The organism is Novosphingobium sp. BL-S-32 (genome assembly GCF_056857055.1).
Map to the genome: position 1 here is coordinate 2,315,280 of NZ_CM166476.1, position 20,620 is coordinate 2,335,899.

At 65.9% G+C, this 20,620-nt stretch carries 24 protein-coding genes and 1 tRNA gene; 12 read left to right on the forward strand and 13 right to left on the reverse strand.

Going from position 1 to position 20,620, the window contains the following annotated elements:
* The first annotated feature begins 14 nt into the window (after positions 1 to 14).
* The gene (locus tag AC1VVK_RS10800) at positions 15 to 236 is read left to right on the forward strand and encodes a hypothetical protein (RefSeq protein ID WP_482902974.1); all 222 of its coding nucleotides are present in this window, start codon (positions 15 to 17) and stop codon (positions 234 to 236) included.
* Positions 237 to 421: 185 nt separating this feature from the next.
* Here AC1VVK_RS10800 and AC1VVK_RS10805 read toward each other — a convergent pair whose 3' ends face one another.
* The 5 genes from AC1VVK_RS10805 to gluQRS all read right to left on the reverse strand — a co-directional run bounded on the left by AC1VVK_RS10805 (position 422) and on the right by gluQRS (position 3,457).
* Positions 422 to 742, reverse strand: a complete 321-nt coding sequence (locus AC1VVK_RS10805; RefSeq protein WP_482902975.1) for a hypothetical protein — start codon at positions 740 to 742, stop codon at positions 422 to 424.
* A gap of 96 nt (positions 743 to 838) precedes the next feature.
* Complete coding sequence (locus AC1VVK_RS10810) at positions 839 to 1,708, reverse strand: 3-hydroxyacyl-CoA dehydrogenase family protein (RefSeq protein ID WP_482902976.1); 870 nt, start codon at positions 1,706 to 1,708, stop codon at positions 839 to 841.
* 39 nt (positions 1,709 to 1,747) lie between these two features.
* Entirely contained in the window at positions 1,748 to 2,317 is a 570-nt protein-coding gene (locus tag AC1VVK_RS10815) for a cob(I)yrinic acid a,c-diamide adenosyltransferase (RefSeq protein ID WP_482902977.1), read from the reverse strand.
* Between the two features lie 49 nt (positions 2,318 to 2,366).
* Positions 2,367 to 2,600 carry an HIG1 domain-containing protein gene (locus AC1VVK_RS10820; protein WP_132387995.1) on the reverse strand — a complete coding sequence of 78 codons (234 nt, stop codon included), beginning with the start codon at positions 2,598 to 2,600 and terminating at the stop codon, positions 2,367 to 2,369.
* The gene (gluQRS, locus tag AC1VVK_RS10825) at positions 2,597 to 3,457 is read right to left on the reverse strand and encodes a tRNA glutamyl-Q(34) synthetase GluQRS (RefSeq protein ID WP_482902978.1); all 861 of its coding nucleotides are present in this window, start codon (positions 3,455 to 3,457) and stop codon (positions 2,597 to 2,599) included. Before gluQRS ends, AC1VVK_RS10820 begins: the two co-directional genes overlap by 4 nt.
* Before the next feature lie 242 nt (positions 3,458 to 3,699).
* Between gluQRS and AC1VVK_RS10830 the strand changes: the two genes are divergently transcribed.
* Positions 3,700 to 4,308, forward strand: coding sequence for an HNH endonuclease (locus AC1VVK_RS10830; protein WP_132387999.1), 609 nt, complete (start codon positions 3,700 to 3,702; stop codon positions 4,306 to 4,308).
* A 68-nt stretch (positions 4,309 to 4,376) separates the two neighbouring features.
* On the opposite strand, the gene AC1VVK_RS10835 is transcribed toward AC1VVK_RS10830, so the two are convergent.
* Entirely contained in the window at positions 4,377 to 4,859 is a 483-nt protein-coding gene (locus AC1VVK_RS10835; RefSeq protein WP_482902979.1) for a hypothetical protein, read from the reverse strand.
* 131 nt (positions 4,860 to 4,990) lie between these two features.
* On the reverse strand, positions 4,991 to 6,280 hold the full coding sequence (locus AC1VVK_RS10840; RefSeq protein WP_482902980.1) for a dicarboxylate/amino acid:cation symporter: 1,290 nt from the start codon (positions 6,278 to 6,280) through the stop codon (positions 4,991 to 4,993).
* Between the two features lie 133 nt (positions 6,281 to 6,413).
* Between AC1VVK_RS10840 and glmM the strand changes: the two genes are divergently transcribed.
* A complete protein-coding gene (glmM, locus tag AC1VVK_RS10845; protein ID WP_482902981.1) occupies positions 6,414 to 7,754 on the forward strand; it encodes a phosphoglucosamine mutase in 1,341 nt (446 codons plus the stop codon).
* A 36-nt stretch (positions 7,755 to 7,790) separates the two neighbouring features.
* Complete coding sequence (locus tag AC1VVK_RS10850) at positions 7,791 to 8,015, forward strand: DUF1272 domain-containing protein (protein ID WP_482902982.1); 225 nt, start codon at positions 7,791 to 7,793, stop codon at positions 8,013 to 8,015.
* Positions 8,016 to 8,020: 5 nt separating this feature from the next.
* Here AC1VVK_RS10850 and AC1VVK_RS10855 read toward each other — a convergent pair whose 3' ends face one another.
* Entirely contained in the window at positions 8,021 to 8,395 is a 375-nt protein-coding gene (locus AC1VVK_RS10855; protein WP_482902983.1) for a hypothetical protein, read from the reverse strand.
* Positions 8,396 to 8,406: 11 nt separating this feature from the next.
* On the opposite strand from AC1VVK_RS10855, the gene thiD reads away from it, so the two are divergent.
* Positions 8,407 to 9,156 carry a bifunctional hydroxymethylpyrimidine kinase/phosphomethylpyrimidine kinase gene (thiD, locus tag AC1VVK_RS10860; protein ID WP_482902984.1) on the forward strand — a complete coding sequence of 250 codons (750 nt, stop codon included), beginning with the start codon at positions 8,407 to 8,409 and terminating at the stop codon, positions 9,154 to 9,156.
* Here the strand turns inward: thiD and AC1VVK_RS10865 are convergent.
* Entirely contained in the window at positions 9,141 to 9,659 is a 519-nt protein-coding gene (locus AC1VVK_RS10865; protein ID WP_482902985.1) for a GNAT family N-acetyltransferase, read from the reverse strand. The genes thiD and AC1VVK_RS10865 overlap by 16 nt on opposite strands.
* An 11-nt stretch (positions 9,660 to 9,670) precedes the next feature.
* Positions 9,671 to 10,546 (reverse strand): LOG family protein, encoded by an 876-nt coding sequence (locus AC1VVK_RS10870; RefSeq protein WP_132388013.1) that lies wholly within the window; start codon positions 10,544 to 10,546, stop codon positions 9,671 to 9,673.
* A 97-nt stretch (positions 10,547 to 10,643) separates the two neighbouring features.
* Here AC1VVK_RS10870 and AC1VVK_RS10875 point away from each other — a divergent pair, with 97 nt between their 5' ends.
* Positions 10,644 to 11,702 carry a S66 peptidase family protein gene (locus AC1VVK_RS10875; protein WP_482902986.1) on the forward strand — a complete coding sequence of 353 codons (1,059 nt, stop codon included), beginning with the start codon at positions 10,644 to 10,646 and terminating at the stop codon, positions 11,700 to 11,702.
* On the opposite strand, the gene AC1VVK_RS10880 is transcribed toward AC1VVK_RS10875, so the two are convergent.
* Entirely contained in the window at positions 11,695 to 12,060 is a 366-nt protein-coding gene (locus AC1VVK_RS10880) for a hypothetical protein (RefSeq protein WP_482902987.1), read from the reverse strand. The two genes, AC1VVK_RS10875 and AC1VVK_RS10880, sit on opposite strands and share 8 nt — an antisense overlap.
* Positions 12,061 to 12,223: 163 nt before the next feature.
* Here AC1VVK_RS10880 and AC1VVK_RS10885 point away from each other — a divergent pair, with 163 nt between their 5' ends.
* The 3 genes from AC1VVK_RS10885 (at position 12,224) to AC1VVK_RS10895 (ending at position 16,790) form a co-directional block, all read left to right on the forward strand.
* Complete coding sequence (locus AC1VVK_RS10885) at positions 12,224 to 14,266, forward strand: M3 family metallopeptidase (RefSeq protein ID WP_482902988.1); 2,043 nt, start codon at positions 12,224 to 12,226, stop codon at positions 14,264 to 14,266.
* Positions 14,263 to 15,339, forward strand: a complete 1,077-nt coding sequence (locus AC1VVK_RS10890; RefSeq protein WP_482902989.1) for a PLP-dependent cysteine synthase family protein — start codon at positions 14,263 to 14,265, stop codon at positions 15,337 to 15,339. Before AC1VVK_RS10885 ends, AC1VVK_RS10890 begins: the two co-directional genes overlap by 4 nt.
* A gap of 179 nt (positions 15,340 to 15,518) precedes the next feature.
* Positions 15,519 to 16,790: an MFS transporter gene (locus AC1VVK_RS10895; protein ID WP_482902990.1), complete on the forward strand. Its 1,272-nt coding sequence runs from the start codon at positions 15,519 to 15,521 to the stop codon at positions 16,788 to 16,790.
* Here the strand turns inward: AC1VVK_RS10895 and AC1VVK_RS10900 are convergent.
* Together AC1VVK_RS10900 and AC1VVK_RS10905 are read right to left on the reverse strand one after the other, a co-directional pair.
* Positions 16,787 to 17,377: a carboxymuconolactone decarboxylase family protein gene (locus AC1VVK_RS10900; RefSeq protein WP_482902991.1), complete on the reverse strand. Its 591-nt coding sequence runs from the start codon at positions 17,375 to 17,377 to the stop codon at positions 16,787 to 16,789. The two genes, AC1VVK_RS10895 and AC1VVK_RS10900, sit on opposite strands and share 4 nt — an antisense overlap.
* Before the next feature lie 352 nt (positions 17,378 to 17,729).
* A tRNA-Gln gene (locus AC1VVK_RS10905) sits at positions 17,730 to 17,803 on the reverse strand.
* Positions 17,804 to 17,946: 143 nt separating this feature from the next.
* Between AC1VVK_RS10905 and AC1VVK_RS10910 the strand changes: the two genes are divergently transcribed.
* The 3 genes from AC1VVK_RS10910 to AC1VVK_RS10920 are packed head-to-tail and all read left to right on the forward strand — an operon-like array spanning position 17,947 to position 20,590.
* Complete coding sequence (locus tag AC1VVK_RS10910; protein WP_482902992.1) at positions 17,947 to 19,377, forward strand: Ppx/GppA phosphatase family protein; 1,431 nt, start codon at positions 17,947 to 17,949, stop codon at positions 19,375 to 19,377.
* Positions 19,374 to 20,045, forward strand: coding sequence for an RlmE family RNA methyltransferase (locus tag AC1VVK_RS10915; protein WP_132388029.1), 672 nt, complete (start codon positions 19,374 to 19,376; stop codon positions 20,043 to 20,045). The genes AC1VVK_RS10910 and AC1VVK_RS10915 overlap by 4 nt, the downstream gene beginning before the upstream one ends.
* Complete coding sequence (locus AC1VVK_RS10920; protein WP_482902993.1) at positions 20,042 to 20,590, forward strand: RBBP9/YdeN family alpha/beta hydrolase; 549 nt, start codon at positions 20,042 to 20,044, stop codon at positions 20,588 to 20,590. The genes AC1VVK_RS10915 and AC1VVK_RS10920 overlap by 4 nt, the downstream gene beginning before the upstream one ends.
* The last annotated feature ends 30 nt before the right edge of the window (positions 20,591 to 20,620 follow it).

The window sequence follows — 20,620 nt, forward strand, 5'->3', positions numbered from 1 at the left end:
GCTAGGTTGCGGTCATGTTCGGACCCAAGATCAGGAACGTCTTCAAGAGTCGCTGGCAGGCCGTGTTCTGGTCCGCCAGCATGTTGCTGACGGCCTATTGCTCGATCCCGTCGTCCGATGACGATGGCGGGAAGGACGATTCCGCCACGCAATTGGCCCAGCAAATGGCGGCGCATGTTGCGGGGCATGAGGCAGGTCATAAGAACCCCTGGGCCAAGGATCCGGCGGCTAACTAGCGCCTCGGCGGCCCACCGGTTCGCAGCATAAGCAGCCGCTCCAACACAACTCTCGTCGCCCCCGCGGAAGCCGGGGCCCCGCTTCCTTTTGCCCTGCCTCAAGAACAAGCGGGATCCCCGCCTTCGCGGGGACGACGGTGTTTGGTGGAGTGTTGCGTATGGAGCCTAAGCGGGGGCAGCGCCTATCAGCTATCGTCGTCCTCGAAATCCTCATCGGCCACGCCTTCGCGGCCATAGCGATTTTCAAGGTCGTCCATCGTTTCTTCGCCGCGATAGGCGGACATGTCGATCACGCCGCTCGAATCCATCTGGTTCATGTGATCGACCAGATCCTCGACATCGTCCTCGTCGTCGATGCCGCCCTTCACTTTCTCGCTGTCTTCGAGGCCGAACACGCCGGTCGCGCGCTCATGCGCCTCTTCGGCAACGGACTGGGCCTGCGCTTCCTCATCATCCTGCTCGGGATTGAAGTTTTCGGGCGCGGAATCGTCGGGACGTTCGATCATGGCGTGTCTCCTTTGCCGGGTTAACGGCTAGGGGAACGCCCGGGTTCCGGTATTGGAAGGACGCGACGGAAAAGAGACTTCCGTCGCGTTTCCCTCTCAGCGCGTCGGAACCGGCGTCTCGCCCGAATAATCGTAGAAGCCCCGGCCCGACTTGCGGCCGTACCAGCCGGCTTCGACGTACTTTTGCAGCAGGGGAGCGGGGCGGTACTTGGGATCGCCGGTGGTCGCCAGGAACACCTTCATGATCTCGTAGAGCGTGTCGAGGCCCACGAAATCGGCCAGAGTCAGCGGCCCCATCGGATGGTTCGCGCCAAGCCGCATGCCGGCGTCGATATCCTCGACCGAAGCCAGCCCCTCGCCCAGCACGAAGATTGCCTCGTTGAGCAGCGGGCAGAGAATGCGGTTGACCACGAAGCCCGGGGCATCGCCGGCCAGCACCACGGTCTTGCCCAGCGCTTCGCCGAAGGCCTTCATCCGCGCGGTGGTTTCCGGCGATGTCGCAAGGCCGGGGATCACTTCGACAAGACCCATCACCGGCACCGGGTTGAAGAAGTGCAGCCCGCAGAACCGCGCCGCGTCGGGCGAACTGGCGGCCATGCGGGTGATCGGGATCGAGCTGGTGTTGGAGGCCAGGATGGCATTGGCGCCCAGTACTTCGCCCACGGCGCCAAAGATCTTGAGCTTGATGTCCTCGCGCTCGGTCGCGGCTTCGATGATGAGGTCGCAATCGCCCATCGTCGAATAGTCGCCTGCCGTGGTGATGCGGGGGAGCAGCGCGTCGACGTCGGCCTGGGCGATCTTTTCCTTGGCCACCAGCTTGGCGAGGCCCTTGGCGATGCCGGCCTTGCCCTTCTCGGCAATGTCGATCGCAATATCGGACAGGACCACGTCCATGCCCTTGCTCGCCACGGTCTGGGCAATGCCCGAACCCATGATGCCCGCACCGATGATTCCGACTTTCCGCACTGCCAAACTCCTCTGCTGGTCTCGTTACGGAGCAGATGCCTAGCGGTTCTGGCCGGGTACCCAAAGCACGTCGTCGGCCCCGTTCGCATTCACCGCCCGGGCGAGCACGAAGAGATAGTCGCTGAGGCGGTTGATGTAGGCTAGCGCGGCCGGATTGGCCGGCACTTCTGCCGCCATGGCGACGGCGGCCCGCTCCGCGCTGCGGGCGGAGGCGCGGGCGATGTGGACGCGCGCGGCGGCCTCGCTGCCGCCGGGCAGGATGAAGCTTTTGAGCGGTTGGAGATGCGCATTGATCGCGTCGATCTCGCCTTCCAGCCATGTCACTTGCGCGGGCACGATGCGCAGGGTCATCTCGCCCGGCGTGAAATCGTCGCCGGGGGTGGCAAGATCGGCGCCGAGATCGAACAGGTCGTTCTGGATGCGCGTGAGGATCGCGGCGTGCGGCGTGCCGGTCAGCGCGCAGATGGCAAGGCCGATCGCGCAGTTCGCCTCGTCCACCTTGCCGATCGCGTCCATGCGGGCGGCGTACTTGGGCAGGCGCGAGCCGTCGACGAGGCCCGTGGTGCCATCGTCACCCGTGCGGGTGTAGATCTTGTTGAGCTTTACCAAGGTGGAGTCCTTTGAAAATCCGCCGTGGGCGGATTTTGGCGGCAAAAGCCTAGCGCGCCATCGCGATCAGGATGGCGCAGACCACCACGGCGGCGGCCTGATACTTGATGCGGTTGAACATCATCTTGTTCTGGAGAAGCTGGTTGGCAGTCGGCCCCGTGGCGCCCGGATCGCGGTTCAGGTCTTCCTTCGTGCTCTGCATGAAAGCGGCGATGCCGCGCACGAGGCTGACGACGACCATGATCACCAGCAGGACGATGATGGGGACGAGAATATAGGTCATGGCCTATGGTCTACGCCCGAGGAAAGCGAAATGCCAGCCGGTAAGCGGTGCTCGCGAAGCGCCTCGGCGATAGCCTTGCCGTCCTCGCCCGCGCGCCGCCGGTCGCCGAGCGAGGACGACCCGCGCCGCTTGGCGAGCTTGCGTCCGTCCGGCTCCAACAGCAGCGGGTGATGGTGCCAGATCGGCACCGGCAGGCCGAGCAGGGCTTGCAGCAGGCGGTGGACGTGGCTGGCCGGAAACAGGTCCATGCCGCGCGTGACGAGCGTGATGCCGTCCGCCGCATCGTCGAGCGTGGCGGCAAGGTGGTAGCTGGCGGGCAAGTCCTTGCGGAGCAGCACCACGTCTCCGAACACCTCCGGCGTGGCGGCCTGCGGACCGGCCAGTTCGTCGGTCCAGGTGAGCGCGCCGGTCAGGTCCAGCGCGCGGGTGACGTCAAGCCGCCAGGCCGCGCCTTCGGGATCGACGCGGTCGGACGTGCCAAGGCGCTGACGGCAAGTGCCGGGATAGACCGGGCCGTCGGGCCCCATCGCGGTGGCAGCGGCGGCGATCTCGGCGCGCGTGCAGCGGCAGGGGTAGAGCAGGCCCATGGCTTTCAGACGCTCTCCCGCTTCGGCATAGGTCTCCAGCCGGTGGGACTGGAAGCCTGCCTCCCCGTCCCAGCCAAGGCCAAGCCATTCGAGATCGCGGAAGAATTCCTCGGTGAATTCCGGGCGGCTGCGTTCGCCGTCGATATCCTCGATCCGCAGCAGGAATTCGCCGCCCCGCGCACGCGCCAGATCGTGCGCCACAACCGCCGCATAGGCGTGGCCGAGGTGAAGTGGGCCGTTGGGGCTGGGGGCAAAGCGGGTGCGGATCATCTCCCTCTGCTCCTACCTGTTGGACCGCTTGCCGCAAGGCCCCGTAACTTTGTGCATAACTTCGGGAGAAGATGTGCGTGGCCTGTGTGCATTAGACGGACAGGTTGTGGAATGGTTGTGCGCAAGCTGTGGATTGTTGTATGGGGCCACCCCGGTCTCGGCTTGACGCCGACTCGCGTAAATGCTGCAAAGAAACACATGCATTGCCATGAAACCGCAATCAGGGCCTGCGACAGGAGGCCATGCTCAAGTCGGAGCTGATAGAGCGCGCGGCCCGGTTCCGCAGCGCGGAGGATGATCCCTCCCGAAGTCTTTCAGACTGCCCTGCTCTAGTGCTCAATGCGGACTACACGCCGCTTTCCTACTACCCTCTCAGCCTCTGGCCCTGGCAGACCGCGATCAAGGCGATCGTGCTGGAAAGGGTGGACATCATCTCCAGCTACGACCGGGTGGTCCACAGCCCGAGCTGGTCGATGCAGATCCCCTCGGTGATCGCGCTTCGCCAATATGTGAAGCCTTCCGAGTTTCCCGCCTTTACCCGTTTCAACCTGTTCCTGCGTGACAGGTTCAGCTGCCAATACTGCGGCTCTCCCCACCAGCTCACATTCGACCATGTGGTGCCGCGCCGGCTGGGTGGGCGCACGAGCTGGGAAAACATCCTCACCGCCTGCGCGCCCTGCAATCTCAAGAAGGGCGGGCGCACCCCCAAGCAGGCGCATATGCCGCCGCTGGTGGCGCCGATCCGGCCGACAAGCTGGCAACTCCTCGAACGCGGCCGGGCGTTCCCGCCCAACTACCTGCACGAGACGTGGCGGGACTGGCTCTATTGGGACATCGAGCTGGAGGCTTGAGGGCGGGTTGTCTGCCTAGCTCCGCCGCATTCCTTCATTATACGACTGGGCCAAGGATGGCGTCCGAGTTAGCCGACTAGGCCAGGAAAATCGTGCAGGCTTTCATCGCGCACAATCCTGCGTCCGATACAGTTGCTCGGATCGGACAGCGCAACCCCCGAAAGTTCGTAATCACGAACGATCGCTCCGAAGCGTTCGTCTACTAGTGGAACGGTATTGGGGGACGGTTTATGGATGGGCATGTCCGGATCTGTATTGAGAACATTAATAGCGTAATAATTTCTGCCTTTAATAGAATGAAAGGGGAGAAATTCTACAAGATTGCGGCAAATGTGCTCCAGAGCATCTTTCGCTTTTTGTGAAATTACCGGTGCGCACAGCATCCACGCGACAAAATCCGCAGGCTTATAGCTGAGGCCATAAGGCGTAACGCGCGGAAGTTCCCAAGATTCTTTCATTGGCTCACAGATGAAATGCGTTCCGAAGTAGCGCAAGTCGTCTGGAATGAATGAGGTACGTCGTTTACAAAGCGGAGAGATTTCGTACTTCATGGAGCGTGTTCTATCCTACTCGCAAGACGCCGGAATGACGGCGCCGACGAACACAATCTCTTCAAATCTCCAACATCTCCGACCGGAATAGCGGACTTGCGGCAAGTGTTTGCCGCGCGGCACTCGTTCCTTCAGTGGAGCGTTTCGGGCACGCTTCCGGCCTCGGCCCGGGTGCCGCCGTCGACCGAGGCGGTCAGCGCTACGTCCATCGTCACATTGCCCACCGTGCGCATGAGGTCAGGCAGGACTTCCACCGCCACCAGCACGCCCAGCGGCCAGAGCGGCACACCCATGGCGGCCGCAATGGGGCCGATCGAGGAAACGAAGCTGATCGTACCCGGTAGCGAAACCGCGCCGAACGTCGTCGCGAAAGCCACCAATGTGCCCGCGATTAGCGCGCCGGTGGTCAGCTCGATCCCGGCCAGCTTCGCGGCATAGACCGCGACTGCCATGTTCATCGCCGGGCCTGTCGCACGGAACAGGGTGACGGCCAGCGGCAGGACGAACTCGGCAGTCGTGCCCGAAACGCCAAGCTTGCGGCTGGAGGCCAGCATCGCCGGAAGCGTTGCGATCGAGGACTGGGTGGAGATGGCGACGATCTGTGCCGGCAGGATCGCGGCGGCAAAGGCGGGCAGGGGGCGGCGTCCGCCGAAAACGGCAATCACATAGCCCGCGATCATCACGACGGTGCCGACCGCCGTGACCAGCACGATATAGTGCGCCAGCGCGCCCAGTGCCGCGCCGCCGCTGCGGACGCCAAGGCCGAAGCCCAGTGCGAACACGCCGATGGGGGCGAGCGTGAGCACCCAGCCGATCACCACCATCATCGCGCCCGCCACGCCCTCGAACAGCACGGCGAGCAGGCGGCGCGGCTCGTCGGCAAGACGCGTCGAGGCAATGGCGAAGAGCGCGACGAACACGATCACCGGCAGCATGGCGTCGGCCGCGGCGGCGGAGATCACGTTCTCCGGCATCAGCGAGGAGAGGAAGTCGGCGATGCCCGGCACTTTGCCCGGATCGTCGGCATGGGCGAACTGGACGCCGGCGGGAATCGGGAAGAATTTCAGCAGCAACGGCATGGCGACCGCGCCCAGCACGGCGCTGAAGGCAAGGAAGCCGACAATGGTGCCCAGCGTGCGCCGCGCCATGGCCCCGGCCTGCGCGACGGCAATGGTCTCGACAATGCCGGTGAACAGCAGGCCGGCGACCAGCGGCAGGATCGTCATCTGCAAGCCCTGAAGCCAGAGCGAACCGATCGGCCCGACCACTTGCAGCACCGGCACCGCCTTCGGGCTGCCGGCAAGAACAAGCCCCAGCAACAGCCCCACGACGAGGCCGATCAGGGTCAGCGTGCCGGGAACCCGGATTTCGGGAATGCGGGAGGCACTACTTTCGATGGCCATCGGGCTGGGGGTATTCATCGGGCTCCTGGGGAATTGCGACCTTGGTCTTCTTCTCCATACTGAGCGCAGTGGCGCATGGCAATTTGCCGAAGGCTTGGGTAAGAGCGCGCGTCATCGGCCATTCACGAAATGGTCTCCAAGAGGGCAGGTCATGAGCAGACAGTTCTTCGGCACAGACGGCATTCGCGGCCGCACCAATCAGGGCGCTATGACCGCCGCCATCGCCATGAAAGTCGGCCAGGCGGCCGGCACCCGCTTCCTGCGCGGCAGCCACCGGCACCGTGTGGTGATCGGCAAGGACACGCGCTTGTCCGGCTACATGCTGGAAAACGCGATGGTCGCGGGCTTCACCAGCGTCGGCATGGACGTTGTCCTGCTCGGCCCGATGCCGACTCCGGCCGTCGCCCTGCTGACCCGCGAGTTGCGCGCCGACGTGGGCGTGATGATCTCCGCCAGCCACAACCCTTACGAGGACAACGGCATCAAGCTGTTCGGCCCCGACGGCTTCAAGCTCTCCGACGAGGATGAGCTGGCGATCGAGGCCATGCTGGCGCAGGAAATCCCGCTCGCGCCTTCCGAGGAAATCGGCCGGGCCCGCCGCATCGATGACGCTCGGGGCCGCTATATCCACGCCGTGAAGCGCTCGCTGCCCGAGGCCGTGCGTCTCGACGGGCTGAAGATCGCGGTCGATTGCGCCAATGGCGCGGCCTATCAGGTGGCGCCTTCCGCCTTCTGGGAACTAGGCGCCGAAGTCGTGTCGATCGGCGTTACGCCCAACGGCAAGAACATCAACGCCAAGTGCGGCTCCACCCATGTCGAAGCCTTGCAGGAAACCGTGGTGTCCTCGGGTGCGGACATCGGCATTGCGCTCGATGGCGATGCCGACCGTCTGATCGTGGTCGACGAGAAGGGCAAGACCGTCGACGGTGACCAGATCATGGCGCTGATCGGCACCCAGCTTGCCGCGCGTGGCGCTCTGCGTGGCGGCGGCGTGGTGGCGACGGTGATGTCGAACCTCGGCCTCGAACGCTATCTGAACAGACAGGGCCTGACGCTGGAGCGCACCAAGGTGGGAGACCGCCATGTGCTGGAACGCATGCGCGCGGGCGGCTTCAATGTCGGCGGCGAGCAGTCGGGCCACATGATCCTGCTCGACCATGCTACCACCGGCGATGGTACCGTGGCGGCGCTTCAGGTGCTGGCCGCGCTGGTCCAGTCGGGCAAGCCGGCGAGCGAGGTGCTGCACCTGTTCGATCCGGTGCCGCAACTGCTGCGCAATGTCCGCTTCGCGGGCGGCAAGCCGCTTGAAGCGGACCGTGTGAAGGCCGTGATTGCGGAGGCCGAGGCCGCCTTGAACGGCAAGGGCCGCCTCGTGATCCGCGCCTCCGGCACTGAGCCTGTCATTCGCGTGATGGCCGAAGGTGACAATGCCGGCGAGGTCGAGGCGGCCGTTGCCTCGATCTGCGCTGCCGTGGAAGAGGCTGCTGCCTGACGCTTCGACAGGCTCAGGGTGAGCGGGAGATTTTGAATGCTTGAAATGCGCCCCGATTGCGAACGCTGCGGTGCCGATCTGCCTGCCGAGGCACCCGGCGCTTTCATTTGCAGCTTCGAATGCACGTACTGCGTCGAATGCGCCGAAGCGCTGGACGACATCTGCCCCAATTGCGGCGGCGAACTGGTCGACCGGCCGACGCGGGCGAAGCAGCACTTCGATTCCGCGCCGCCGTCGAAGGAACGTCACTTCAAGGGATAAAGGATTCACGCGGAGGCGCGGAGACGCGGAGAAAGTTTGCCGTGCCGTAGGCCCTCCATTCCTTCGTTCGCGGTTGTTGCCGCCGATGGAATGGAGAGCCTGCGGCGCAACCAAAACTCCTCCGCATCTCCGCGCCTCCGCGTGAACCCGAAAATGGTGCCCATGCTGCCGAAGTGGCGCTTCAGGAAGGAATGGATTCGCGCAAAGGCGCAAAGGCGCGAAGAGGTCGTGCCTGCGGCGAAGCCGCGCTTCCATTCATTCATAGCCTCGGTGGAAATGAGAAAGGGAGCCTGCGGCGCAGGATGACCTCTTTGCGCCTTTGCGCCTTTGCGCGAATCCAAAACAGCACGGCGCTTGTCGAAGCCCGCCGCTGCTGTCATCAGCCCAACCCATGACCACACCGCCCCGCATCCTCTCCATCGCCGGTTCCGATTCCTCGGGCGGCGCGGGAGTTCAGGCCGATATCAAGACCATCACCGTGCTCGGCGGCTATGCCATGACCGCGATCACCGCAATCACTGCGCAGAACACCTGCGGCGTCACGGACGTCGTGGCGCTCGCACCGGAGATGGTCGCAGCGCAGATCGATGCCTGCGTCAGCGACATCGGCGTCGACGCCGTGAAAATCGGCATGCTTGGCAGTCCGGAGATCGCCCATATTGTCGCCGAGCGGCTGGAAGCGCTGGACGTGCCAGTGATTTTCGATCCCGTCATGATCGCCACCAGCGGCTCGGTGCTGGCGGACGCCGCGACGATCGCCGCCTTCGAGCGGTTGATGGCGCTGGCCACGCTCACGACGCCCAATGTGCCCGAACTGGCCGCGCTGGGCGGCGATGCGGGGCTGGCGGCGCGCGGAGTCGCCTATATCGCCAAGGGCGGCGATGCCGAGGGCCCGGTGGTCGAGGACCGGCTGGTCCTGCCGGGGGAGGCGCCGCTGTCGTGGAACGCGCCGCGTATCGAGACGCGGCACACCCACGGCACCGGCTGCACCTTCTCCAGCGCTATCGCGACATTCATGGGCCGGGGCGAGAGTCTGGTTTCGGCCGTGGAACAGGCCCGCCAGTTCGTGCGTGCCGCGCTGCTGGCCGCGCCCGGCTTCGGCGCCGGGCATGGTCCACTGGGCCATCAGGCCGTGCGCTGAGACCAATCGGCAGCGTCGAGTCGCAAGTAGACGCTGTCACACCAGACGCCGCCGACTTGCCAGGTGCGCGCGACGCGTCCCGTTTCGCGAAAACCCAGCCGTGACAGTAGGGCAAGGCAGCGGTCATTGCGCGGGTCCACATCCGCGTGAACTTGCGGCAGCCGGTGCACCGCGAAAGCACGGGCGATCACGGCTTCCAGCGCCTCGCGGGCCAATCCCCGGCCCCAGAATGCGGGATCGAAGATGAAGCCGATCTCCGGAAATCGCCAAAGCCCGGCCTTGCCGATCACGCGGTCATCCAGCGTGACGATGAAGTCTTCGCCCGCGCCATCCGGAATAGCGATCATGCCGTCCAGCCATTCGCGCGTTTCGGCCATGTCCTTGTGCGGGGGCCGCGACCAGTAGGCCATCGCCTCCGGCTGCACGAAGATGGCGTGGAGCGCCTCGGCGTCGGTCGGCAGCGCGGGGCGCAGCAGCAGCCTTTCGGTGCGAAGCTGCGCCATCTCGCCTTACCTCAGCCGCATTCGAGATCGTAGAACTGGCGCACGACGTCCCAGCCTTCCTCGGCGGTTTCGCACCAGTGGAACAGCTTGAGATCGGCCTTGTTGATCACGCCTTCCTCGGCCAGCGCCTCGAAATTGATGACGCGTTCCCAGAATTCGCGGCCGTAGAGCAGGATCGGCATCGGCTTCATCTTGCCGGTCTGCACCAGCGTCAGAAGCTCGAAGAACTCGTCGAACGTGCCAAAGCCGCCCGGGAACACCGCCACCGCGCGGGCGCGCAACAGGAAGTGCATCTTGCGCAGCGCGAAGTAGTGGAACTGGAACGAGAGGCGCGGCGTCACATAGGGATTGGGCGCCTGCTCGTGCGGCAGCACGATGTTGAGCGCCAGCGTCTCCGCGCCCACTTCATAGGCACCGCGATTGGCCGCTTCCATGATCGAAGGGCCGCCGCCCGAGCAGACCACGAACTGGCGCATGCCCTTTTCGACGACCGCACACTTGCTGGCGATGCGGGCAAGCTTGCGCGCTTCCTCGTAATACTTGGCCTTGGCGACAAGGCGGTCGGCAACCACCTTTTCCTCGTCGGTGGTGGCGCGGGCGAGCACGGCTTCGCATTGTTCGGGCGAGGGGATGCGGGCGGAGCCGTACATCACCAGCGTGGAGCCGATGTTGGCCTCTTCCAGCAGCATCTCGGGCTTGAGCAGTTCAAGCTGGAAACGCACCGGGCGCAGTTCGTCGCGCAGGAGGAATTCGGTGTCCTGGAAGGCAAGGCGGTAGGAGGGGTTCTGCGTTTGCAGCGTGCCTTCCTGCGCATCGGCGAAAGAGGCTTCCTGCTCGGCCTTGTAGAACCGGCGCTTGGTGACTTTGGCGTCTTCAGTATCGTTCATCGGGGTACCATGGCCGCAGGACGCGGCGTGAGAAAGCACAAATATCTAGGACGCTTGTGGTTGCACGCAAGAGATGCGCTCGCCTAATCTCGAATCCATGGCGAATTCGATCCTTACCCGCCGTGGGGCGCTTGCCGGTATCGGCATTGCGGCGGTAGCGGCGGCCCTGCCGGTCTTTCCGGTGCTTTCGGCCCCCGCTGCGCCCCGGCTGGTGAAGCCGCCGCGCCTGCGCGAGGGCGACACGCTCGGGCTGGTGGCGCCCGCCGGGTTCATCGGCGATCGTTTCGGGCTGGATGAAGTCATGACGACGGTCCGCGCGATGGGTCTGGTGCCCAAGCCCGCGCCGCACATGCTGGAGCGGGAGGGCTATCTGGCCGGCTCTGACCGCACGCGGGCCGACGATCTCATGGCCATGTTCGCCGACCCGGACGTGCGCGGCGTGATGGCCGTGCGCGGCGGCTGGGGCTGCGCGCGGATCCTGCCGCTGCTCGACTATGCGAAGATCGCGAGGAGCCCGAAGCTGTTCGTCGGCTTCAGCGACAATACTGCGCTCCACCTCGCATTCGCGGCTCGCACCGGCGTGGCCAGCATTCACGGGCCCAATGCCAGTGCATCGTGGCCGCCCGCCGCATGGGCGAATTTCCACGCGCTCGCGTTCGAAGCGGCGACGCCGACCTGGCAAGTGCCCGAAGGGGCGGGCGCGAACTTGTCCGGGCGCGGCAAGGACTTGCGCACGTTTCACGGCGGCACCGCGCGTGGGCGGCTGCTCGGCGGCAATCTCAGCGTGCTTTCGGGGCTGGTCGGCACGCCTTACCTGCCCGATTTCACTGGCGCCGTGCTGTTCCTGGAAGACACCAACGAATCCGAATACCGGATCGACCGCATGCTCACCCAGCTCGCGCTGGCGGGCGTGTTCGACAAAGTGGCGGGTGTGGTCTTCGGCCAGTGCACCAATTGCACCAATCCGGACGGCGGCTTTTCGAACTTCACCATCTACGAAGTGCTGGACCGCCAGTTCGGCGGCCTGAAAGTGCCTGCTTTCCAAGGCTTGCAGATCGGCCATATCGCCGCGCAGGCGAGCGTGCCGGTTGGCTTGCCGGTGGAGATCGACGCCGATGCCGGGACGATGCGTCTGCTGGAACCGGCCGTCAGTTGATGGGCCGAGGAGGCGCGATCAGCGGATCATGCTGGCGGCCGAGTCCGTGCCGCGCGACAAGGTCCGCATAGACCCGCGCGTCCAGCGGCTCCGCGAATTCCAGCCCGGTCCCGTGCGGGGCGCTCCATGCGACAAAGGCCATCGCCGGGTGGCATCCGGGCAGGCTGAGGTTGATGGCCTCGTCGATCTCCAGCGCATCGATGCCCTCGATCCGGGCGCCGAAGCGGGAGAGGTCTTTGAGCACGACGGTGCATCTCACGAAAGCGCTCCGGAACTTCGCCATCATCTCGACCGGCTCGCGCGTATCGCGGTGATCCGGAGTGGCCCGGATGACGGGGGCGATATCGTGTCTATCCATGTGCACCATCCTGAACAGGCTAACCGGCTGTCTTAGCAGGAAAGATAGGCGCGCTTCCCTTAGCGGGCCTTTCCGCCCGGCTAAGGGTATTCCGCAGGGCTTTAACCCCGGCGCGCCAGCGGCTAGTGCTGGTAACACATCCCCCAGCATCCGGACCCCGCCGATGACCCGCAACCTGCTCGATCCCCTGCCGCTGCCCAACTACGCGGCGCTCACCCCCGACGCGATCGGCGAGGCGCTCGACCTTGCGCTGGCCGATATGCGCGCGGTCGTGGACCGGATCATCGCCGAAAAGCCGAAGGACTTCGACGCGGCCTGGCTGCCGCTCGAACAGGCCGATGTCGCCATCGAGGCGCTGTGGTCGGCGGTTTCGCACCTCAAGTCGGTGGCCAATACGCCCGAACTGCGCGAGGCGCATGCCGCCGGGCAGCAGCGCATCGTCGAGACCATGACGGCGGTGTTCCAGGATCATGACCTCTACGAAGTGATCGCCGCGCTGGAGGCGGCTCCCGAATTCGCGAAGCGCTCGGCGGCGGACCGCGCCGCGGTCGAGCATATGCTGCGCAGCTTCCGCCTTTCGGGCGTGGCGCTCGATGCCGCGCCGCGCGCGCGCTTTGCCGAGATATCGGTCGAGCTGGCCGGGCTGTCGACGGAGTTCTCCGCCGCCGTGCTCGACGCCACCGACGCCTGGTCCGAACATGTCACCGATGCCGAAGTGCTTGCGGGCATCCCCGAAGCGGCCATGGCGATGTTCGCCGCGAACGCCGAGGCCAAGGGGCTGGACGGGGGCTGGGTGGTCACGCTTCAGTGGCCGAGCGTCAATGCCGTGCTGACCTTTGCCGAGAACCGGGGCCTGCGCGAGCGCGTATATGCCGCGTTCGGCACCCGCGCCTCGGATCAGGGCCCCGATGCCGGAAAGTTCGACAATACCCAGCGCATCGCCCGCATCCTCGAACTGCGGCGTGAGGCTGCGGGCCTGCTGGGCTTTGCCGATCCGGTCGAATGGTCGCTCGCCACCAAGATGGCGCCCAATGCGGGGGAAGTGCTGCACTTCCTGCGCGATCTGGCATCGCGTGCCCGCCCCGGCGCCGAGCGCGATCTGGCCGATGCGCGCGCTTTCGCGGCGCGGGAACTCGGCATCGACGATCTCCAGCCGTGGGACCTGACCCACGTTGCCAACCGCATGCGCCTGTCGCGCTTCGCGGTCGACGAGCAGGCGGTGCGCGCCTACTTCCCGGTCGAGCGCGTGCTGGCCGGCTGGCAGGTGCTGCTCGGCCGCCTCTTCGGCATCACCTTGGTGGAGCGGACGGACGTGGCGCTCTGGCATGCCGATGCACGCTACTACGACGTTGCCGACGATGACGGCACGGTGATTGCCGGTGTCTACCTCGATCTTCATGCGAGGGCGGGCAAGCAAGGCGGCGCGTGGATGGCGCAGGCCCGCCCGCGTCTCTCTGCCGGTGCGTCGGCCAGCAATGCGGGCCGCGTACCGGTTGCCTACCTCACCTGCAATTTCGCGCCGAAGGGCGGCGATACGCCCTCGCTGCTCGCGCACAGCGAGGTGGAGACGCTGTTGCATGAGACCGGGCACTGCCTCCACCACCTGTTCACCCGCGTGAACCGGCCGAACGTGGCAGGCACCAGCGGCTTCGAGTGGGACGCGATCGAGCTGCCGAGCCAGCTGATGGAAGACTTCGCCTGGGACCGTGAAGTGCTGACCGGCATGTCCGGCCATTACCGCACCGGCGAGCCGCTTCCCGTCGATCTCTTCGAGAAGATGCTGGCTGCGCGCCGCTTCCAGTCCGGCCTGTTCGTGCTGCGCCAGATTGAATTCGGCCTGTTCGACCTCCTGCTCCACCTCGGCACCATGGGCAGCGATCCGATGGAAGTGATCGGGGCTGTGCGCGAGGAAGTGGGCGTGGTCCATCCGCCCGAATGGCACCGTTTCCCGCATGCCTTCACCCACGTCTTCTCGGGCGGCTATGCCTCTGGCTATTACAGCTATCTCTGGGCCGAAGTGCTCGCCGCCGACGGCTTCCGCAAGTTCGTCGAAGCGGGCGTGGTGGACCGCGCCACGGGCGATGCCTTCCGCGACGAAGTGCTGGCACGCGGCGCCACGCGCCCGGCGGCCGAGAGCTACCGCGCCTTCCGGGGGCGCGACGCCGAAGTCACCGCCTTGCTGGAACGGCGCGGCCTGCTGGGATGAACGCCATCGGTGCGAGCGACCGGCGCCTCTGGCTGCGCGAGGCGGTGCGGCGTATCGAGGCGGACTACAACCGGTCCGCCGATACGCATCTTATCCGGCTGGACCTGCCGCGCTTTCCGGGCATCACGCTCTATCTCAAGGATGAAAGCTCGCACCCCACCGGCAGCCTGAAGCACCGGCTGGCGCGCTCGCTGTTCCTCTATGCGCTGTGCAACGAGTGGATAGGGCCGGATACTTGCGTGATCGAGGCCAGTTCCGGCTCGACGGCGGTGAGCGAGGCCTATTTCGCGCGCATGCTGGGCTTGCGCTTCATCGCCGTGGTGCCGGCCACCACGGCGCAGCCCAAGCTGGACGAGATCCGCTTCCACGGTGGCGAGATCCATGCGGTGGACGATCCGCGCACGGTCTATGCAGTGGCCCACGATCTCGCGCGGCGGACCGGCGGGCATTACCTCGACCAGTTCACTTATGCCGAGCGGGCGACCGACTGGCGCGGCAACAACAACATCGCGGAGAGCATCTTCCACCAGATGGCGGAGGAAGAGCATCCGGAGCCCACCTGGGTCGTCTGCGGTGCGGGCACCGGCGGCACTTCGGCCACGATCGGCAGGTTCCTGCGCTATCGCCGCCATGCCACGCGGCTTTGCGTGGCCGATCCCGAGCATTCGGTCTTCCACCGCCACTTCGCCGACCGGGCCGAGGCCACGCTGCCCGAAGGCTGCGCGGCGCTGATCGAGGGCATCGGCCGCCCGCGCGTGGAGCCGAGCTTCGCGCCGGGCGTGGTCGATCGCATGATCGCGGTTCCGGACGCGGAGAGCATCGGCGCCATGCGCGCGCTCTCGGCCCGGCTGGGGCGGCGCGTCGGCGGGTCGACCGGCACCAATCTCTGGGCCTGCGCCGCGATTGCCGAGGAGATGCATGCCGCCGGGGAGCAGGGAAGCATCGTCACGCTGCTCTGCGACGGCGGCGCGCGCTATGGCTGCACCTATTATGATGACAGCTGGCTGGCCGAACGCGGGCTGGACTGGCGCCCGGCAGAAGCACGCATCGCCCGGTTCCTCGGCGCGGGCTGAGGTCCTTGCCGACCGGGAGCGCAGACCGGCCGCGCTCCCCGAAAAATGCGCGCGGGGGCAGTGTACTCACGCGCGGATTGCCGTAAGTCCACGCCGATTCGCAATTTTCGAAAAGGGCAGGCAGTGACGGCATATCGTGAAACGCGCGCAGGCCGGTGTTTGGGCCGGAGGGCGGGCCAGTGAACGAATATCGCCGCAATGCCCGCATCCTCACCGCCAGCCTCGTCGGCACGGCGGTCGAGTTCTACGACTTCTACGTCTACGCCACGGCCGCCGCACTGGTGTTCGGGCCGCTGTTCTTCCCATCCGATTCCGCATCGGCCCAGCAATTCGCGGCCTATGCCAGCTTCGGCGTGGCCTTCGTCGCCCGCCCAGTGGGCGCGACGCTGTTCGGCCACTTCGGAGACCGGATCGGCCGCAAGTCCACACTGGTCGCTTCGCTGCTGCTGATGGGCAGTGCCACCGTCGCCATCGGTCTGTTGCCGACCTACGAGAGTGCCGGATGGGTCGCGCCTTTCCTGCTCTGCTTGATGCGCTTTGCACAGGGCCTTGGCCTTGGCGGCGAATGGGGCGGCGCGGCGCTGCTGGCGGTGGAGAACGCACCGCCGGGCTGGCGCGCGCGCTTCGGCATGTTCCCGCAGTTGGGCGCCCCGGTCGGCTTCATCGCCGCCAACGGGCTGTTCCTGGTGCTGAGCATGACCCTGTCCGAAGGCGATTTCGTGCGCTGGGGTTGGCGCATTCCCTTCCTGCTCAGTTCGGTGCTGGTCGGCCTTGGCCTGTGGATCCGCTTCCGTCTTGCCGAGACGCCGTCGTTCGCGGCGATGCACGGCGAGCGACCGAAGTCGATCCCCATCGTAGAGCTGTTCCGGACCCACATGCGCCAGACGCTGGCGGGTACCTTCGCCGTCGTCGCCTGCTTCGCGATCTATTACCTGACCACCGCCTTCGCATTGGGCTACGGCACCAAGACGCTCGGCTATGGGCGGCAGGCCTTCCTTGGCGTGCAGCTTTTCGCGATCCTGTTCATGGCGGTGGGCATCGTGCTGGCCGGCTATGCTGCGGATCGCTGGTCCTCGCGCGGGGTGCTGATTGCCGGCAGCGCGGGCTCCATCGTCGTCGGCCTGCTGATGGGGCCGATGTTCGCGGCGGGATCGCTTACCGCCATCGCGGCCTTCCTGTCGCTCGGCCTGTTCACGATGGGCTTCGTCTACGGACCGCTGGCCTCGCTGCTGCCGCAGTTGTTCGACGCGCGGGTGCGCTATACCGGCTCGTCGATCGCCTTCAATGTCGGCGGGATCCTGGGCGGCGGCTTCGCGCCGGCCATCGCGCAGGGGCTGGTGGACAAGGGCGGCGTGCTGTTCGTCGGGCTCTATATCTCCGTGGCGGCTGTGCTCAGCCTTGTCGGCCTGCTCTGGGTACCGCGCCATACCGAGGCCAATTTCGCGGGCTAACTGGGCGCGCCATATTCGGCGGCGAGCGCCCGCAGGTTGTCGTCGCGCTGCACGCCAGTGGAGCGCATGACGCCGGCCAGCGCCACATAGGCGCCCACGGTGAAGAGGAAGTCGAGCATCTGCCGCTCGTCCCACTCTTCGCGCAGGGCCGTCCAGTTTTCGGGCGAAACTTCGTGGCGTTCCACCAGATCCTCGGTGGCGCGGATCACCGCGCGTTCGAATTCCGTGAAATAGGGATCATCGGCGCCCACTTGCAGCGGCCGGAACATCTCGGGTGAGAGGCCGCAGAGCATGCTGGTGTTGAGATGGCTCGACCACATGTAGCGCGCCTTGCACAGCCACGCCGTGCGCATGATCGCAATCTGGCGCTCCTTGACCGGCAGGGTGCTGGTGGAGAGCAAGTGGACGTTGAATTGCGAGAACAGGTCGCCAAGCTGCGGATGGTGCGCAAAGGTCATCAGCACCGGGTTGCGATCCGCATTCTTGAAGAAGCCGCCGGTCCAGCGGTTAAAGAACTGGTCGGTTTCCTCGGTGAAGCGTTCGGGCTCCAAGGGCGGAATGCGCGGTGCGGGATCGGGCTGGTGCATGGTTCTTGTGCCTCTGCGTGGCGGCGGCAGAGGATGGCATCGCCAAACCGGGGAGCCAATCGCGCCGGCGTTTCTTGTGCCGGACCGCGTTTCGGCGACGGCATGCAAGGAAGCGCGGAGCCACTTTCAAGGGCATTGCCGATTCGGTGATGAATAGGGCCGCGCAGGCCCTTTGCGCACGCGCCGTACGGTAACGGCGTTCGTCCGCCGCAGCATTTCTATTCGGGTCGAAAGAAAGCCCCCATATCGCCCCGTGGCGGGCGCAAGGCGTGCAAATGCCGGCAGCCAGCGCGGTCCGCGCCTTCGCGCGTGAGGGCACAATGCCCTGCTATTCCAGCAATGTATGGAGAATTGGATGCCCCGCGAGGATTCGAACCTCGATAGACGGAATCAGAATCCGTAGTCTTACCATTAGACGACGGGGCATCGGGAGGCGCCCCTCTAGTAGCGGTCGTGATTCGGGTCAACACCCTTTTTTACTGCCCTTGCTCCTTTGTCGTGGGGGCGTTAGCATCAGGGCAGGTATCCGCCACGCATGGCGGCAGATTTATTGAACGAGATTTGAAATCATGGCGGAGCACGATCCGCCGGCAGCAAGAGTCGACGTGTCGGGCCGCCCAGGAAGGCGGCGCAAGGCAAGGAGGGGCAAATCGCGCCCGTCCGGTCCAGGCACGGCCAAAGCGAAGGTGCAGGCCAAGGATGGCGGCGCCGTCGCGGCAGGCGGAGCGCCGCGCGAAGAATCATCTAACGGATCGGCGGCGCCGCCTCGCCGTGACCAGCCACGTACGGCCCGGAAAACCGGCAAGTCGCGCAAGGCGGTGCGGCGCAATTCGGCGCGGGCGAAATCGCGTCCGGCAGAGGCACGCACTCCGGAAGTACAGATCCCCGAATCGCATTTCGAGGTTCCTGCTGCTGAAGCGCGCAGGTCTGAGGCGCGCGTCACTGCCGGGCCTCCGACCATGCCGCGTCCGGGCGGGCGGCAGTCCTATGCGGCGATTGACCTTGGCACCAACAACTGCCGCCTGCTGATCGCCCGGCCTTCGGGCGAGAACTTCACGGTGATCGACGCCTTCAGCCGCGTCGTGCGTCTGGGCGAAGGGCTGGCCCAGTCCGGCCGCCTGTCCGACGAGGCGATGGAGCGCACGCTGGCGGCGCTGCGCGTCTGTGCGGACAAGCTGATGCGGCGCAACGTCTACCTCGCCCGCTCGGTGGCGACCGAGGCCTGCCGCCGCGCCGTCAACGGGCCGGAGTTCATCGAGCGCGTGCGCAAGGAAACCGGCATCGCGCTCGATATCATCAGCGCGCGGGAAGAAGCGCGGCTGGCGGTGCTTGGCTGCCACGTCCTGCTGGAAGCGGGGCTTGGCCCGGCGATGATCTTCGATATCGGCGGTGGCTCCACCGAACTCGTGCTGATCGAGAGCACGGGTACCGTGCCGCGCATCCTCGACTGGCAGTCGGTGCCCTGGGGCGTCGTCTCGCTCACTGAGAGCTGCGGGCCGGAAGGCACGACGCTCGAAGAGCGGCTGGCCCGCTACAGCCACATGCACGGCCTTGTCGCGGACAGTTTCGCGGCTTTCGCCAAGCGGGTTTCGCCCGCGCGGGAAAGCGCCGCGCAGACCGGCCCGCTGCGCCTGCTGGGCACCAGCGGCACCGTGACGACGCTGGCCAGCCTGCACCTCGAACTGCCGCAGTACGATCGCCGTATGGTCGACGGGCTGATCGTGCCTGCCGAATCGATGCGCGATATCAGCACGCGTCTCTCGTCGATGTCCCTCGCGGAGCGGCGCGAACTCAACTGCATCGGGCGTGAGCGCGCAGACCTTGTGGTCGCGGGCTGCGCCATTCTGGAGGCGATTCTCGACCTCTGGCCCGCAGCCCGTCTGGGTGTCGCCGATCGCGGCATTCGTGAGGGCATTCTGCGGAGCCTGATCGCCTCGCACTCTACCGGCCGCAGCCTGATCGCCGCAGCCGACGTACAACCATTGGAGAGCCGGCCATGAGCCGTTCCGGACGCGACCCCAACGAGCGGCTTCGCACAGGCAAGAAACGCACGACCAGCTCTGCGCGCTGGCTCACGCGCCAGATCAACGACCCTTACGTGAAGCAGGCCAAGGCCGACGGCTATCGCAGCCGCGCGGCCTACAAGCTGATCGAGCTGGACGAAAAGTTCGACCTGTTCAAGGGCGTCAACCGCGCGGTCGACCTTGGCATTGCGCCGGGCGGCTGGAGCCAGGTGCTGCGCCTCAAGAGCCCGAAGACCAAGATCGTCGGCATCGACCTGCTGCCCACCGACCCCATCGAGGGCGTGACGATCTTCGAGATGGACTTCATGTCGGACGAGGCCCCCGCCGCGCTGGAAGGCGCTCTGGACGGGCCGCCCGACCTCGTGCTGTCCGACATGGCCGCCAATACGGTGGGCCACAAGCAGACCGACCACTTGCGGACCATGGGCCTTGTCGAAACGGCGGCGGATTTCGCGATCCAGTATCTCGCGCCCGGCGGCACGTTCGTCGCCAAGGTCTTCGCGGGCGGGACCGACACCGAACTGCTCGGCATCCTCAAGCGGCGCTTCGCCAGCGTGAAGCACGCCAAGCCGCCCGCAAGCCGCAAGGGTTCCTCCGAGTGGTACGTGATCGCGAAGGGTTTCAAGGGACGCGAAGAAGCATGAGCACTTATGTCGTGCTGCCGGGCATCGGCGGCTCCGGTTCGGCGCACTGGCAGACATTGTGGGAACAGAGCGATCCGGCCATTCGACGGTTCGCGCCATCGAGCTGGGACGAGCCCGAACTGAACGACTGGATCGCCGCGCTCGACCGCGCCGTGGCGGCGGCAGAGGAGCCGCCGGTCCTGATCGCGCACAGTCTGGCCTGCCTGCTGGTTGCGCATTGGAGCGCGCGTTCGGCGCTGCCGGTGCGCGGAGCCCTGCTGGTGGCGGTCCCGGATCCCGACGGCAGCGCTTTCCCGGCCGAGGCGCGCGGGTTCGCCGAACCACCGACATCGCCTCTGCGATTTCCGGCGTTGATCGTCGCCAGCACAGACGATCCCTATGGCCCGATAGGTCATGCGCGCCTGCGTTCGCGGCAGTGGGAGTGCCCGCTGATCGAAGCCGGTGCGCTCGGCCACATCAACGGTGCGAGCGGGCTGGGCGACTGGTCCTGGGGCCGCACGCAGTTGGACGGCTTTGTGCAGAGCCTTCCCGTCACCCAAATCTGAGCAGAAACGAAAACGGCCCGCAGCGCGACT